We start from the raw sequence: 15557 nt of genomic DNA, 5'->3' as shown, positions 1-15557 counted from the left end.
CTAGATGGACAATCAGTTAACAACCATTATTGTTGACGATGAACCCCTTGCCCGAAAAGGCTTGCGTGTTAGGCTGAGTAAACGCAGCGATATAAACATTGTTGCTGAGTGTTCCAATGGTCGAGAGGCGATTAACGCAGTTAGAGAGCTAGCGCCAGATTTATTGTTTCTAGACATTCAAATGCCAGGTATGACAGGCTTTGATGTATTAGAAGCACTCGTCAACGAGCAAATACCACTGCCTAATATTGTCTTTGTTACTGCGTTTGATCAATATGCGCTAAAAGCTTTTGAAGTTCACGCGTTAGACTATTTATTGAAACCGGCAGATGAACAGCGTATCGATCAGGCGATTGAAAAAGTCAAACAAAGTATTCAATCTAACATTGATAAACAACACAAAGATCAGTTGTTGAATTTTGTTAGCGACGTTACGGGTAATGATTACCAACAGCTAATCGAAGGCTTAGAAAAGGACGAAATAAGTACGTTATCAAGCTATTCTGATATTCTGCCAATCAAAGATGCTGGCGAAGTATCAAGAGTGGCAGTAAAAACCATCATGTGGATAGATGCTGCTGGCGATTATATGTGCGTCCACACCACAGACACGACCCATATCCTACGAAAAACGATGAAAGAGCTTGAGGAAAGCCTAGATCCTCGACAATTTATTCGCTGTCATCGCTCAATTATTGTCAATAAACATTTCATCGCAAAATTCTGCTCGCAAGTTAATGGTGAATACTATTTAGTCATGAAGAACGACAAAGAGCTAAAAGTCAGCCGAAGTTACAAAGATAAAGTCAAAAAAGCGGTTATCTCATAGCCTGCGATGCGTTTTATTTGCATGCATTGCGCGGATAGGGCATAAATGTATGTGCAAGCTAAAAGCCTAACTTTTTATCTACACGTATTTTTTATTCTCGGTTTAAACATTATAAAAGCAAACAAGCGAAAGGATTATTGATATGGAGCTAACTCACGCCAGTGAATTGGCATTGAGTCACCAACTGAATGTACTTATTGTTGACGAAAATGAGTTTGTTCATCATCTTTTGCAAACCGCATTACTAGATTTAAATATTACCAAAGTTAGCGTTTGTACAAACGCCTACAAAGCACTTAAACTGTGTGAAAAAACTTACTTTCATATTGTTATTTGCGCTTTTAATGTAAAAAGCGACAAAGACGGTTTCCATTTACTTGAAGAGCTCAAGTCCAGAGGCTTTGTTTCTAAGCGGACTATTTTAATTTTTTTAAGTGGTGAAACCTCTGAAGCGTTAGTCAATTCAATTGTTGAACTACAACCTGACGATTTTTGGTCAAAGCCGCTCAACAAAGCAAAGGTTGTCGAGCGCTTAACAAAGACCATTAATATTAAGAAAAAGTTATTTAATATTTATTTAGCATACGATCTTAATCGCTACGCTAAAGCGATCTATTTTGCTGATAGATTACTGCTAGATGATTCGCTTAAACCTTATCACCTCAATGTTTGCCGTTTAAAAGGGCAAGCGTATTTAAAACTTAGAGAATTCAAAGAGGCAGAGCAGTTTTTCAAAATATTACTCAATCAGTGTCAACACTCTTGGGTGTATATAGGCTTTGTTAATGCTTTACTCCAGCAAAACAAGATTGCTGATATAGAAACATTATTAGGGCAATTAGTGGAAAAGCCAGACACCCGTTTTGCCACTTATGATCTGTTAGCTCAATACTACATCGACAATAAGCAGTATGAATTAGCTTATGAGCAAATTAAACAAGCTTGTGAGCTTGCGCCACGCAACATTGAAAGACAACGTAAACTATTTGAATTAGCAAGATTGAATAATGATTTTGCTGGTCAGTATCTCGCCAGTAAAAACATGGTTCGCTGTGCTAAAAACTCCATTCACCAATCTCCGATGTTCGAGCTTAACATGGTGCGTTCGGGTTTAGATTATGTTAATTCACTGGCACAAGGACAAGCGGCGAGTACATTTAACGAGATTGAGCGCAGCCTTGGCCAAATTGAGCAAAACTATGCCGACGATGAAGATATTCAGCAACAAGTGTGGGTGGCTAAGGCACGTCTTTATACTACTCAAGGTAATGAAGATAAGGCGATGCGTATTGTTGAGAATCATTTTTCGACAAGGGCAAGCGCTAATATTGAAAACAACTTAGAGAAAGTAAAAGTTTATCAAGAGCTTGGGTTACAAGAAGAGTCAGACGAGTTGCTCGCTAAAATAGAGAAACAAAGTCACAGTGAAAATCTAAATAGTCAGGCGGTTAATAACTACCTCGACCAAAAGTTAGATAAAAAAAGCCAACAATTTAGTGCCAGAAAGCTTAATCAAATGGCCGTTGAATATTTTAAAAAAGGGCGCTTTGTTTCTTCACTTAAATGTTTAGAACAAGCGTTAGCCTTGTCGCCCAATAATGAAAAGTTCGCGATGAGTATTCTCAAGGTGCTAATCAATATTAAAGAGCAAGATCAGCATGATATCGAGCAAATCGCATTAGCAGAGCAAACGATAGGTTTACTCGAGAATAGCCAGTTGAGCGAAAAAGATAGTATTCTTTTTCATCAACTAAAATCACGATGGTTAGCTGATTAAGCTGAAGATAGCTGATTGAAGTGAAGATTTAATGATTTCGGACTACGCTTATTCATAGGGTAATTGGGCGTATTTTTTACTTGTAGAATTGATTAATACTCAAGCAGGTAAACACGTACTAGGGTGGTATGAAAGATGAATTCTCTAGATTATTGGAAAAAAGCGCAGCAACTCGAAGCCGGTCGAAATGAGGTGTTACGATTAGTTGCTCGTAATGAACCATTAGAGAAAATCTTAGATGTTTTGTGTCAGAAAGCTAAAATCTATAATCCAGAAATGCTTTGTTCAATTCTTGAGTTTAACGAAGTATCAAACACCTTACATCCAAAAGCTTCTGTTGGTTTACCTGAGTTCTATAGTGAAGCGCTAGATGGCGTTACAATTGGTCCAGGTGTTGGCTCGTGTGGTACCGCGGCTTTTATCAAAGAGCTTGTCATTGTTGAAGATATTAATACCCATCCCTATTGGAATCAGTACAAAGATCTCGCACTAAGTGCTGATGTTCAAGCGTGTTGGTCACACCCGATAATCGGTGCACAAGGTCAGCTTTACGGTACCTATGCTATTTATTACAAAGAGCCCAAAGAGCCAAGTGAAGAAGATCTTAAGTTTATTGAGTTAAATGCCTATTTGGCGACAATTGTTTACGATAATCATTTCAATCGTTTAAAAATTCTTGAGCAAAATAAAATGCTTAGTCAATCACTGGACGAGCGCTCACAACAATTATTTAATGCTAATCAAGAGTTGAACAGGTTGATTTCTGAACAACAACAAGCTCATGATGTCAAAGTGTCGTCTGAAAAATCTCAGACGACTAATCGATTAATCGCTGGTTTTTCGCACGAGATAAGCACGCCAGTTAACAATGCCCAAGTTGCTATTCATTCGATTCACGAAAAAACCTTGGATATTTGCGTTGACTTTGATCACAACCAAATAACCAAACAAAAGTTACTTAGCTACCTAAAGCAGGTTGAGCAATTAGCTGACATTTCAAATCAAAGCTTGTCAAAAGTGAATGATTTGGTCAGTAAATTTCGTACGCTTAATTTCAACGATGCGAGTAACGATTATAGCGTGTTTGCATTAAGACCGTTTTTAGATGAAGTTGTTACCGCTAAAAAGAGTACATTAGGTGGTCATACCGTGTCGATTAGTTGTGATGATATCACCATAAACTGTCAAAAAGATGTATTGTGGCAAGTTTTTAGTGAGCTAATAGATAACGCGGTGAGTCATGGCTTTACTGACAACAAAACCGGGACCATTCATGTTCATGCGCATGCTAACCCAGAGTTCGTTGAGATTAACTTTCAAGACGATGGTGCGGGGTTAATTGATAACGAAGCTGAGCGAATTTTTGAGCCATTTTACACCAATAAACGTCATCAAAAACGGCTAGGCCTTGGGCTAAATCTTGTTCAAAATGCCCTGGTAACGAACCTGAACGGTAACATTGTGCTAGAGAAATCCCCTAAAGGTGTTCGTTTTAAAATCCAAGTACCAATTTCACCCAGATAATGTCCTTTATTGGTGCATAAAAAACTTAGCTTGATTTAGATTTTTTTATTAAGCTTTTGTTTTTTAATAAGTTGTACTCGTGGCATAGATTTTGATAACGATAGTTATATCCTTGCTTTATTTAGCCAATCAATCGATCTATGAACAAACAACCAATAGCTACGATCCGATACGGTATTGTCTATCAGGCACCAATATTTGCCCAAAAAATCAGTAATCTGCTGTCAGTAAGCCAATTTAGCTTAGTCGCCAAGTGGTCACTAGATGACATTGAACCAGAAATAATAGATCAACCTATCGAGCTACTGATATTTTGTGTAGAGCGTGTAGATAAATCACTATTTCAGCGTTTAAACCAACTTACCATCCTCAAGCAGTTTGCGATTGTCGTTTTTGCAAAGTCATCGAGTCAATGTGAGGCGAGTAGATTAGCGAGTATAGGCGTTAATGGCTATGTTGAAGGGCCGCTTCCAGAGCATCGCATTATATCTATATTAGAAAGTGCTTTAGGCCGATTTAGGCTGTTGTCTAAATTACAAAAAGACCTGACCAAAACGAAACAAAAACTATCTTCTGTTAAGGTCGTCGAGCAAGCAAAGTTGAGTTTAATGCGAGCAAAGCAGCTGAACGAAAATGACGCTTATCAATTGATCCGAAAGACAGCGATGGACAACAGTCAAAAAATTGAAGATGTCGCAAAAAATATCGTTGCGCTTGAACAACTGATTAATCAATCACATTAATGTTCAAAAGGTATATAAGATCGCACCAAAAATAGGCAATGCTAGGAATTTGTGCATCATTATCTAGCAAGTGTCGTTGGTTTGAAAACACAAAAAACCCGTTAATTATTGTTTTTGTTAGGGTTATTTTATTTGGCACTTATTTTGTAAAAGAGAAACTAGAGTAATTTATCTAGTTAGGCAACAGCGTCTAATAATTAAGCGGATTACCCGCTAAAAAACAATTAATAACTAAAGGTACTGCAAAGGCGTAGTGTTGATTAGTTTGGCATCGTAGCCCATCACTTGAGTGTTTTCACTGACGAGTGCTGGGCTTTTTTATTTTTGGGAGAATGACATTGCTTACTATGAATTTATCGAAACTAAAAAAGTCTTTGTGTGGTTTAGCGTTAGTCAGTAGTTATGCTGTTACATCGTTTACCGCTAGTGCATTGGGTTATCCAGAAAAAGAAGAGCTAAAATTCGGCTTTATCAAACTTACGGATATGGCACCTATCGCTATTGCCTATGAAAAGGGTTTCTTCGAAGACGAAGGCCTCTATGTCACCATTGAAGCGCAAGCAAACTGGAAAGTCCTATTAGATGGTGTGATTGATGGCCGGTTAGATGGCGCGCATATGCTGGCTGGCCAGCCTATTGCAGCGAGTATAGGTTATGGTACATCAGCTGAAATTATTACGCCGTTTTCAATGGACTTGAACGGTAATGGCATTACGGTTTCAAATGATATTTGGCAACAAATGAAGGGCAACATCCCTAAACAAGCCGATGGAAAGCCGGTTCACCCAATTAAAGCCGATGCTTTAAAACCTGTTGTTGAAAAATATGCAGAGCAAGGCAAACCATTTAACATGGGCATGGTATTTCCCGTTTCTACCCATAATTATGAATTGCGTTATTGGCTAGCTGCAGGTGGTATCCACCCAGGCTATTACGCCCCGCACAAAGGTGATACATCAGGCCAACTCGACGCCGATGTCTTGCTGTCAGTAACGCCACCACCGCAAATGCCGGCAACATTAGAAGCTGGAACAATTTATGGTTACTGTGTCGGCGAACCATGGAATCAGCAAGCCGTATTTAAAGGGATAGGAGTACCTGTTGTCACCGATTACGAAATTTGGAAAGACAACCCCGAAAAAGTGTTTGGCATCAGTAAAACCTTTGCCGAAAAGTACCCAAATACCACGATTCGCTTAACTCGCGCATTGATCAGAGCTGCTAAATGGCTCGATGAAAACGATAATGCCAATCGCCCTGAAGCCGTAAAAATCTTATCTCAATCAAACTATGTTGGCGCGGATTATGACGTAATTGCCAACTCGATGACCGGTACCTTTGAATACGAAAAAGGTGACAAACGATCGGTGCCAGACTTTAACGTATTTTTTCGTTACAACGCGACATATCCCTATTATTCAGATGCTATTTGGTATTTAACGCAAATGCGTCGTTGGGGCCAAATCTCAACAGATAAGTCAGATGATTGGTACAAGCAAGTTGCCGAACAAGTATATCGTCCGGACATTTATAAAAAGGCCGCTCAATCACTGATCGACGACAAGCTAATGACCAACGCAGATTTTGCTGAAGTGTTTACTGAAGACGGATATAGAAATCCGCAAACTCACTTTATTGACGGCATAGTCTATGACGGCACCAAACCAAATGAATACATTAACAAATTTTCAATTGGCTTGAAGTCAGGCGAAACACTGTAGTTGGACAAGGAAGATAAAACGATGACCACTATCAGCAGAAAGTTAACCTCAAATACAGGCTTGAGCGGGATAAAAACCTTAATGATTGCTAATGAATCGATTAAACAATTACTGTTGCCGTTTGTTGGTATTGTATGTTTCATGATCATTTGGGCAATGGCCGCAAATAATATTCAAACCTCGCTTGGTCAGTTTCCAGGGCCAAGCCATGTCTTTGAGCAGTTTGGTAATTTATACCAAGAGCACAATGCTGAGCGTGAAAAAGCGGCATCGTTTTACCAACGTCAAGAAAAGCGCAATGCGGACCGCGTAGCAAAAGATCCGAATTACCAACCGAAAATTCGTTCTTATACTGGTAAAGAGACCTTTATCGATCAGATTGGGACAAGTTTAAAAACAGTATTGAGTGGCTTTATCTTAGCGGCCATTATTGCGATACCTTTGGGGATTGCGATAGGTTTGAGTCAAACACTCAATACTGCTATCAATCCAATAATTCAGATCTTTAAGCCGGTGTCACCGCTTGCGTGGTTGCCATTAGTCACTATGGTTGTCAGTGCACTTTACACCACTGCTGATCCAATGTTTGCCAAATCCTTTATCGTGTCGCTTGTCACGGTAACCTTGTGTTGTTTATGGCCCATGGTTATCAATACTTGTGTCGGCGTTTCTTCGATAAACCAAGATTGGGTGAACGTGTCAAAAGTCTTGAGTTTGCCGTCAGCAACCCATATACGCCGAATTGTTTTACCCGCTGCTATTCCGTCGATTTTTATTGGTATGCGGATGTCTATCGGTATTGCTTGGATGGTGCTAATCGCTGCTGAAATGTTAGCGCAGAACCCTGGTCTAGGAAAATTTGTTTGGGATGAATTCCAAAACGGTAGCTCACAATCACTGAGCCGAATAATGGCTGCGGTGTTAGTTATAGGCTTAATTGGCTTTCTATTAGACCGTTCGATGCTTGCCTTACAACGCTTGTTATCTTGGGATAAAGATAGTGCGCAACGCTAAACAATCACAAGACACCAGTGCCAAATACAGGCTAAGTAAAAGGAACTAACATGAGTATTATTTTAGATATCAGTAAAATTGATATGGTGTTCCCAACACCCAAAGGCGATTTCACTGCCCTGAAAAACGTTGATTTGCAAATCGCTAATGGCGAGTTTATTTCCTTGATTGGCCATTCAGGCTGTGGCAAATCAACGGTGTTAAATATCGTTGCAGGGATCCATCAGGCAACCAAGGGCGGGGTTTTGCTTAATAACAAAGAAGTTAATTCTCCTGGCCCAGAGCGAGCTGTCGTTTTTCAAAATCACTCGTTGTTGCCATGGTTGAGCGCTTATCAAAATGTTGAGCTTGCCGTCAAACAGGTGTTTTCCGAACGCATGAATAAAGCCGAAATGGATGAGTGGATCAAGCATAATCTCAATTTGGTGCATATGAGTCACGCGATGGATAAAAAGCCAGATGAAATCTCAGGCGGTATGAAGCAACGTGTTGGGATTGCTAGAGCATTAGCGATGCAACCTGAAATCTTACTCATGGATGAACCGTTTGGCGCACTTGATGCGTTAACTCGTGCTCATATGCAAGATTCATTAATGGAAATTCAGCAGGAGCTCAACAACACCGTCATTATGATCACTCATGATGTCGATGAGGCGGTGTTACTTTCCGATCGCATTATTATGATGACTAATGGCCCAGCGGCAACTATCGGTGAAATACTGAGCGTGGATTTACCACGACCGCGAAATCGCGTGGAACTTGCGCAAGATCCTCTTTACAACGAGTATCGCTCAACAGTTTTGAGTTTCTTGTATGAAAAGCAAAGAAAAATAGAAACGATAAGTGCATCAGAGCATGGTAAAAAATCAGCTAAAACAAAAGAAAAAGTTGCGTAATAACAACATATTTACATTCAGACTATGCTATAAGAGTTAAGTTGCACAAAAACTGTGCAATTCACGATAATAATATTTGAACTAAGGGATACCCATGAACAAGCAAATAAATAAGAAACACAAGTTCGCCCTCATAGTGGCAGGCTTAATTGCTTCAACTTCAACGGTTTATGCTGAGAGTGAGTTTGGCGAATTTAATGCAGATTTTCGTTTGCGTTATGAAGGTGTCGATCAGGCTAATAGCTTAAAAGATGCTGATGCTTTAACGTTACGTACCTTACTTAATTTTAAAACCAAAGATTTCAATGGTTTTTCGGGCATGATAGAGCTCGAAGATTCCCGTGCCTTGATTGATGATTACAACGACACTTTAGGCAAAAACCCTGATTATTCTGTTGTAGCTGACCCTGAAACCACAGAGCTAGACCAACTATTTATCCAATATAAGCAAGAGGGCTTTAGTGCCAAGATTGGTCGCCAAGATATCAATTTAGACAACCATCGTTTTGTAGGTAATGTCGGTTGGCGCCAAGATAAGCAAACCTTCGATGCATTTCGTTTTACCGCCGGTGAAGACAAGTGGAAATTCGACTATAGCTATATTAACAAGCGCAACCGCATTTTCGCTGATGAAAAAGATATTGATTCAAGTGATCACCTAATTAATGCTAGCTACAACACTCAATACGGCAAATTTACCGGTTATGGCTATTTACTAGAGCAAGACGATATGATCAACAATGCCCTTGATACTTGGGGTGTGCGTTGGACTGGCGGTGTTGAGAAGTTCTTGCTACAAGCTGAATTTGCCTTACAAGACTATGAAATGGGCACGACTGAATATTCAAGTGAATACATGTTGCTCGAAGCGGGTTATAAATTTGACCAAGTAACAGCAAAACTTGGCTTTGAAATTCTCGGTTCTGATAGCGGCGAATATGGCTTTCAAACGCCGTTAGCGACACTACACAAATTCAATGGTTGGACGGATCAATTTCTTTCAACACCAGATGTGGGTTTACAAGACTTCTACGCTTCGTTTGCCGGTAATTTGTGGGGTGGTAAATGGCTAGTGGCATACCACGACTTCCAATCTGATGATTCTAACGCACAAGCAAGTAATTACGGCAGTGAATTCGATGCACAATACACCCGTAAAATCACCAAGTATGTGAGCGGCGGTTTAAAGTACGCTAATTACTCGGCGGGTGATGTGGCGACTGGTAAGGTCGACACCGACAGAATTTGGTTGTGGCTACAAGCTAAGTTTTAGAAAACGATAAAAAAGCGTGGGTGTATGCCAATACACCCACTAACTAACTGACCTGATGAAACAATAATAACGATCAAATCGTCATACGGAACAACCGAAAACTAAAAGGGTAAAACATGTCTTCTTTAAAGCAAATACTTGTCGTTGGTAACGGCATGGTAGGGCATCACTTTGTCGAACAATTAGTTCAGCTAAAAGAAAACACTGATAAATCAGTGACTTATAAAATCACGGTGTTGTCAGCTGAGCCACGGTTAGCCTATGACAGGGTTCATTTATCGGAATATTTTTCAGGTAAAACAGCTGACGATTTAGCGCTAACCAACCTTGATATTTATGCTCAATGGGGAGTTGAAGTAAAAACAAGTGCCAAAGTGATCGCTATTGATAAAGTACAGCGATTTGTCACCATCGAAGGCGGTGAAACGCTTGCTTACGATAAATTAGTTATTGCCACTGGCTCGTATCCTTTTGTGCCACCAATTAAAGGCAATGACCAAGAACACTGTCTAGTCTACCGCACCATTGAAGATCTAGAGGCAATTCAAGCAAGTGCTCAAGTCAGTAACGTGGGTGTCGTTATCGGTGGCGGTTTATTGGGATTAGAAGCGGCAAATGCCCTTAAACAATTAGGCTTAGAAACACATGTCGTTGAATTTGCACCACAGCTAATGGCGGTTCAAATTGACCAAGGTGGTGGCGCCGTGCTTAAAGACAAAATTGAAGAGCTCGGCGTTAAAGTGCACACCCAAAAAGCGACCACTGAAATCGTAAAATCAGACCAATCGCGTTATAAGCTTGTGTTTAGCGATGATACCGCACTTGAAACCGATTTGATTCTATTTTCAGCGGGTATTAGACCACATGATGAACTAGCCAAAGTATCAGATCTAGCAATGGGTGAGCGTGGTGGCATCGTTATCAACAACCAATGTTTAACCTCAGATGAAAATATCTATGCCATTGGTGAATGTGCTTTGTGGAATAACTTTATTTTCGGGTTAGTAGCGCCTGGTTATCAAATGGCGAAAGTTGCCGCATCACATATCCTCGGCGATGTAAACTCGTTTACCGGTGCCGACATGAGCACCAAGCTCAAACTAATGGGCGTTGATGTAGGCTCGATTGGTGATGCCCACGGTAAAACACCACTATCGCAATCTTATACCTTTGAAAATCAGCCAGAGGGTATTTATAAAAAAATAGTGGTGAGCGAGGATAAAACGCAATTACTCGGCGCGGTATTAGTAGGCGATACAAGCGATTATGACACGTTATTGCAGTACATGCTCAATGGCTTAACCTTACCTGAAGCGCCAGAGTCGCTTATTTTACCAATGGCGACAGATAAACCAGCACTAGGCGCTGATGCGCTCCCCGATAGTGCAATCATTTGTTCGTGTCACAATGTTTCAAAAGGAGACATAGTTCAAGCTGTTGAACAAGGTGCTTGTGATGTTAATGCGATAAAGCAGTGCACGAAAGCAAGTACTGGTTGTGGTGGCTGCGCGGCACTTGTCAAAAACGTTACTGATAGTGAATTGGCAGCACGTGGCGTTGAAGTTAATACTGATTTGTGTGAACACTTTGCATATTCGCGTACCGAGCTGTATCACATCGTTAAAGCCGAAAAGATTACTACCTTTGATCAATTACTTGAAAAGCATGGTAAAGGGTTGGGGTGTGAAATATGTAAACCTACCGCAGGCTCAATTCTCGCGTCTGTTTGGAACGACTATGTGTTAAAAGATCAACATTTACCGCTCCAAGATACCAATGATTTATTCCTAGCGAATATGCAAAAAGACGGCACATATTCGGTTGTACCGCGCATACCAGGAGGAGAAATTACGCCTGATAAGCTGATCACCATTGGCGAAGTTGCTAAAAAATATAACTTATACACCAAAATCACGGGTGGACAACGCATTGATTTGTTTGGCGCAAGAGTAGAGCAGTTGCCAGATATTTGGCGTGAACTTATCGACGCTGGCCTAGAAACTGGCCACGCTTATGGCAAGTCACTGCGCACGGTTAAATCGTGTGTAGGCTCAACTTGGTGTCGTTACGGCGTTCAAGATAGTGTGTCGATGGCACTACTTGTTGAGAATCGCTATAAAGGCTTGCGCTCACCTCATAAGATCAAAATGGCGGTTTCAGGATGTACGCGAGAATGCGCTGAAGCGCAAAGCAAAGACATTGGCGTAATCGCGACAGACAAAGGGTGGAATTTATACGTTTGTGGTAATGGCGGTATGAAGCCACGCCATGCCGATTTATTTGCCACTGATTTAGATGATGTCAGCTTAATTCAATATATCGATCGGATCTTAATGTTTTACGTAGCAACAGCTGATCGCCTACAACGCACTTCAGTATGGCTTGAAAACCTAGAAGGTGGCTTAGACTACTTAAAACAAGTGGTCATTGACGATCATCTTGGGATAAATGCTGAGCTAGAAAGCCAGATGGCTCATATTGTTGGTAGCTATCAATGTGAATGGAAAACAACGATTGAAGATCCTGAAAAGCTCAAGCGTTTTAAGCATTATGTCAACTCAGACAAAAGCGATGACAATATCGTTTTTGTCACCGAGCGTGAGCAAATTCGCCCAGCGCGTTTTGATGAGAAAATTCGTGTTAAAACCATCGAAGCCATATAGGAGCAGAGTATGAGTAATCAACAATGGCAAAGAATTTGTGCCGAAGATGCGTTGTGCGATAACGCAGGCGTTTGCGCACTTATTGCTACCGAGCAAAGCGAGCAGCAAGTTGCAATTTTCAAAGTTGGCAAAACACAGCAACAAGTTTACGCCATTGGCAATTATGATCCGATTGGTAAAGCGAATGTTTTATATCGCGGCATTGTTGGTTCAGTTGATGAGCAAATTGTTGTTGCCTCACCACTTTATAAACAGCATTTTTCGCTGACCAGTGGCCAGTGTTTACAAGCAACAGAGGTTAGCGTGCCGGTTTATCCAGCGCGTATTAATCAAGGCTATGTAGAATTATTTGCATAACTCAAAGAGCGAATATTTGATGACAACTAAACTACTAGCACCAAACGCCCGCAGAATTACCACAACGTGTGCTTATTGTGGTGTTGGTTGCGGGATTGATCTTAGTTTAAATAGCAAAACGACCAATTCACCCGTCAAACAGTTATCAGGTTGTCATTCGCATCCCGCCAATTATGGCCGGCTTTGTGTCAAAGGCAGTAATTTACTCAATACTGTTTCAACAGACAATCGACTTGGTGATGCGCAAATAGACGGTCAAACCGTCGATGTCGATACGGCTACTAGCTATGTAGCGAAGCAATTTAACCATGTGATCGAGCAACACGGCCGTGACGCTATCGCATTTTATGTCTCGGGGCAATTATTGACCGAAGACTACTATGTGGCTAACAAATTGATGAAGGGCTATATTGGCACAGGCAATATAGATACCAACTCTAGGCTATGCATGAGCAGTGCTGTCGCCGCTTATAAAAGAGCATTTGGTGAAGATATCGTACCTTGCAGTTATCAAGACATCGAGCAATGTGATTTATTCGTGATCACTGGCTCTAATATGGCTTGGACGCATCCAGTACTATTTCAACGCTTAGAGCGCGCGCGAGAAATAAACCCGAATTTAACCGTCGTGTGTTTAGATCCCAGAAAAACCGCAACAAGTGAACTGGCAGATATCCATTTAGCCCTAAAACCTGCCACCGATGCAGGATTTTTCAACGGCTTACTCAACTATTTAATCTGCACAAATGCTATCGACCAAGCATTTATCGAACAACACACCAACGACTTTTCTAAAACCGTTAAAGCGTGTAAATCGTGGACGCTCGATACCGTAAGTGAATTCTGCCAGCTAAGCCAAGAACAACTAACCAAGGTTTATCAGCTATTTGCCACGACAGAAAAAGTCGTCACTTTCTTTTCAATGGGTATTAACCAATCGAATACTGGCGTTGATAAATGCAATAGCATTATCAATTGTCACCTAGCGACCGGAAAAATTGGCAAGCTAGGTATGGGGCCATTTTCGATCACAGGGCAACCAAATGCCATGGGCGGTCGAGAAGTAGGGGGCTTAGCTAACCAATTAACTGCGCATTTATCAATTGAAGACAAAACGCACCGTGAACTTGTCCAAAGTTTTTGGCAGTCACCGTCGATCGCTAGTGAATCAGGATTAACCGCTACCGCAATATTTGAAGCGATAAAATCAGGTAAGATTAAAGCGATATGGATAATGGCAACTAACCCGGTAGTTAGCCTGCCAGATCACCAACTGGTGAAAGACGCACTAGAGGCATGTCCGCTTGTGGTGGTATCTGACTGTGTTGCAAACAACGATACCATGCAGTTTGCCGACGTTAAGCTACCGGCAAGTGCTTGGCTGGAAAAAAATGGCACGGTGACAAACTCGGAGCGAAGAATATCAAGGCAACGCTCAGTTTTAGCCCCCTACGCAAATGCTAAGCAGGATTGGCAATTAATTTGTGATGTCGCTAATAAAATGGGCTTTAGTGGCTTTGATTACCAACACCCACAGGAAATTTTCACTGAGTTTGCCGCGCTTTCAGGTATTGCTCATCAAGATCAACGAAAATTCGATATTTCAGGCTTGAGTGATTTATCTCGTCAACAATACGACCAACTTGAACCATTGCAATGGCCGATAAACCAACACTATCCATTAGGTTGTCGAGATGTACTTGCCGATCAGCAATATTCTACCCGAAACAGAAAAGCTAATTTTATTGCCATCACCCCGATTGGAGCGCAATTAGCTGAACAAGCGCAGAAGGATTTTCTGGTTAATAGTGGTCGAGTGCGCGATCAGTGGCATACCATGACAAGAACCGGCTTAACTGAAAAATTATTTACCACGCAAGATCAGCCCTTTGTTGCCATTAACATCGATGACGCTAAAAAGCAGGGGATTAAAAACTTCGATTTACTGGCGATTGAAAACCAATATGGCAAGGTGATCTTGCCAGCCCAGCTTGATAGCAACCAAGCCGCAGGTGAGTTGTTTGTGCCGATTCACTGGAATCAGCAATTTGCCTCTCATGCGAATGTTTCAAGCTTATACCCCATTATCATCGACCAAATATCTGGCCAGCCGCAACTAAAACAAACACTCGCAAGTATTACCAAAGTTAAGCCTGCTAAATACATTCAGGTTTATAGCAAGCAAGCCATTCAACTGTCATTTGACTATTGGCATAAACTTGTCACAAAAACGGGCTACGCCTATCAAGCTGCTCAGTTAAGTGATGACGCCAATAAAAATGTCCAGACAATTCAGCAAATTAAAGCGCATTATCACGGCAGTTGGTACAGTTATCAAACACCAGAACAACACATAAGTTTGTGCACTATTGATGATTGCATACAGTGTTATATTGTTGAAACGCAAAAACATCAGGCGTTAAATACGGCGTGGCTCGATGCGATGATGGCAAAACAAAGCCTGAGCTTTGCGGATATTCAATCACTGCTGATCGGCAAGCCAAGTGATGAATTTTTACAGGGAAAAATTGTCTGTAGCTGCTTAGGTGTAAGAGAAAAACAAATCGTTAATGCCATCAATAAAGGTTGCAACAGTGTTGAACAACTATCAGAGCAGTTAGCTTGTGGTACGAAATGCGGCTCTTGTAAACCCGAATTAAAACAATATGTTAAACGGCTTTATAATCGTCGTGTAAACAAGATACAATGTTCAGAACTATTAACTTCAACATAACAGTGAAAGTTGATGTCTTAAATTAA

11 protein-coding genes are annotated in these 15557 nt (G+C 40.9%); all 11 read left to right on the top strand.

The window, feature by feature from the left end:
* Positions 1-4: 4 nt before the first annotated feature.
* The 11 genes from LP316_RS11230 to LP316_RS11180 all read left to right on the top strand — a co-directional run bounded on the left by LP316_RS11230 (position 5) and on the right by LP316_RS11180 (position 15531).
* Entirely contained in the window at positions 5-829 is an 825-nt protein-coding gene (locus LP316_RS11230; RefSeq protein ID WP_193021257.1) for a LytR/AlgR family response regulator transcription factor, read from the top strand.
* Positions 830-971: 142 nt separating this feature from the next.
* Complete coding sequence (locus tag LP316_RS11225) at positions 972-2606, top strand: tetratricopeptide repeat protein (protein ID WP_193021256.1); 1635 nt, start codon at positions 972-974, stop codon at positions 2604-2606.
* 135 nt (positions 2607-2741) lie between these two features.
* Positions 2742-4130 carry a GAF domain-containing sensor histidine kinase gene (locus LP316_RS11220; protein WP_193021255.1) on the top strand — a complete coding sequence of 463 codons (1389 nt, stop codon included), beginning with the start codon at positions 2742-2744 and terminating at the stop codon, positions 4128-4130.
* Positions 4131-4270: 140 nt separating this feature from the next.
* On the top strand, positions 4271-4873 hold the full coding sequence (locus LP316_RS11215; protein WP_193021254.1) for an ANTAR domain-containing response regulator: 603 nt from the start codon (positions 4271-4273) through the stop codon (positions 4871-4873).
* Between the two features lie 332 nt (positions 4874-5205).
* Complete coding sequence (locus LP316_RS11210; RefSeq protein WP_413470656.1) at positions 5206-6594, top strand: CmpA/NrtA family ABC transporter substrate-binding protein; 1389 nt, start codon at positions 5206-5208, stop codon at positions 6592-6594.
* An 81-nt stretch (positions 6595-6675) separates the two neighbouring features.
* Complete coding sequence (locus LP316_RS11205; RefSeq protein WP_226960848.1) at positions 6676-7608, top strand: ABC transporter permease; 933 nt, start codon at positions 6676-6678, stop codon at positions 7606-7608.
* Positions 7609-7658: 50 nt separating this feature from the next.
* Positions 7659-8504, top strand: a complete 846-nt coding sequence (locus LP316_RS11200; protein ID WP_193021251.1) for an ABC transporter ATP-binding protein — start codon at positions 7659-7661, stop codon at positions 8502-8504.
* Between the two features lie 94 nt (positions 8505-8598).
* On the top strand, positions 8599-9777 hold the full coding sequence (locus LP316_RS11195; protein WP_193021250.1) for an alginate export family protein: 1179 nt from the start codon (positions 8599-8601) through the stop codon (positions 9775-9777).
* 116 nt (positions 9778-9893) lie between these two features.
* Positions 9894-12440 carry a nitrite reductase large subunit NirB gene (nirB, locus tag LP316_RS11190; RefSeq protein ID WP_193021248.1) on the top strand — a complete coding sequence of 849 codons (2547 nt, stop codon included), beginning with the start codon at positions 9894-9896 and terminating at the stop codon, positions 12438-12440.
* Positions 12441-12449: 9 nt separating this feature from the next.
* On the top strand, positions 12450-12797 hold the full coding sequence (nirD, locus tag LP316_RS11185; RefSeq protein ID WP_193021246.1) for a nitrite reductase small subunit NirD: 348 nt from the start codon (positions 12450-12452) through the stop codon (positions 12795-12797).
* Between the two features lie 19 nt (positions 12798-12816).
* On the top strand, positions 12817-15531 hold the full coding sequence (locus LP316_RS11180) for a molybdopterin-dependent oxidoreductase (RefSeq protein ID WP_193021244.1): 2715 nt from the start codon (positions 12817-12819) through the stop codon (positions 15529-15531).
* Positions 15532-15557 lie beyond the last annotated feature (26 nt).

Origin of the sequence: Thalassotalea sp. LPB0316 (assembly GCF_014898095.1) — a bacterium.
In the GTDB taxonomy this organism is placed as follows: domain Bacteria; phylum Pseudomonadota; class Gammaproteobacteria; order Enterobacterales; family Alteromonadaceae; genus Thalassotalea_G.
Note: the sequence above shows the minus strand (reverse complement) of the source record. Positions and strands in the feature narration are given on the sequence as shown.

What these genes read in the sequence shown, in the direction of transcription:
- nirD (WP_193021246.1), top strand. Translation starts at nt 12,450, where the DNA reads ATGAGTAATCAACAATGGCAAAGAATTTGTGCCGAAGATGCGTTGTGC.
- LP316_RS11205 (WP_226960848.1), top strand. Translation starts at nt 6,676, where the DNA reads ATGATTGCTAATGAATCGATTAAACAATTACTGTTGCCGTTTGTTGGT.
- LP316_RS11195 (WP_193021250.1), top strand. Translation starts at nt 8,599, where the DNA reads ATGAACAAGCAAATAAATAAGAAACACAAGTTCGCCCTCATAGTGGCA.
- LP316_RS11180 (WP_193021244.1), top strand. Translation starts at nt 12,817, where the DNA reads ATGACAACTAAACTACTAGCACCAAACGCCCGCAGAATTACCACAACG.
- LP316_RS11220 (WP_193021255.1), top strand. Translation starts at nt 2,742, where the DNA reads ATGAATTCTCTAGATTATTGGAAAAAAGCGCAGCAACTCGAAGCCGGT.
- LP316_RS11215 (WP_193021254.1), top strand. Translation starts at nt 4,271, where the DNA reads ATGAACAAACAACCAATAGCTACGATCCGATACGGTATTGTCTATCAG.
- LP316_RS11230 (WP_193021257.1), top strand. Translation starts at nt 5, where the DNA reads ATGGACAATCAGTTAACAACCATTATTGTTGACGATGAACCCCTTGCC.
- nirB (WP_193021248.1), top strand. Translation starts at nt 9,894, where the DNA reads ATGTCTTCTTTAAAGCAAATACTTGTCGTTGGTAACGGCATGGTAGGG.
- LP316_RS11210 (WP_413470656.1), top strand. Translation starts at nt 5,206, where the DNA reads ATGACATTGCTTACTATGAATTTATCGAAACTAAAAAAGTCTTTGTGT.
- LP316_RS11200 (WP_193021251.1), top strand. Translation starts at nt 7,659, where the DNA reads ATGAGTATTATTTTAGATATCAGTAAAATTGATATGGTGTTCCCAACA.
- LP316_RS11225 (WP_193021256.1), top strand. Translation starts at nt 972, where the DNA reads ATGGAGCTAACTCACGCCAGTGAATTGGCATTGAGTCACCAACTGAAT.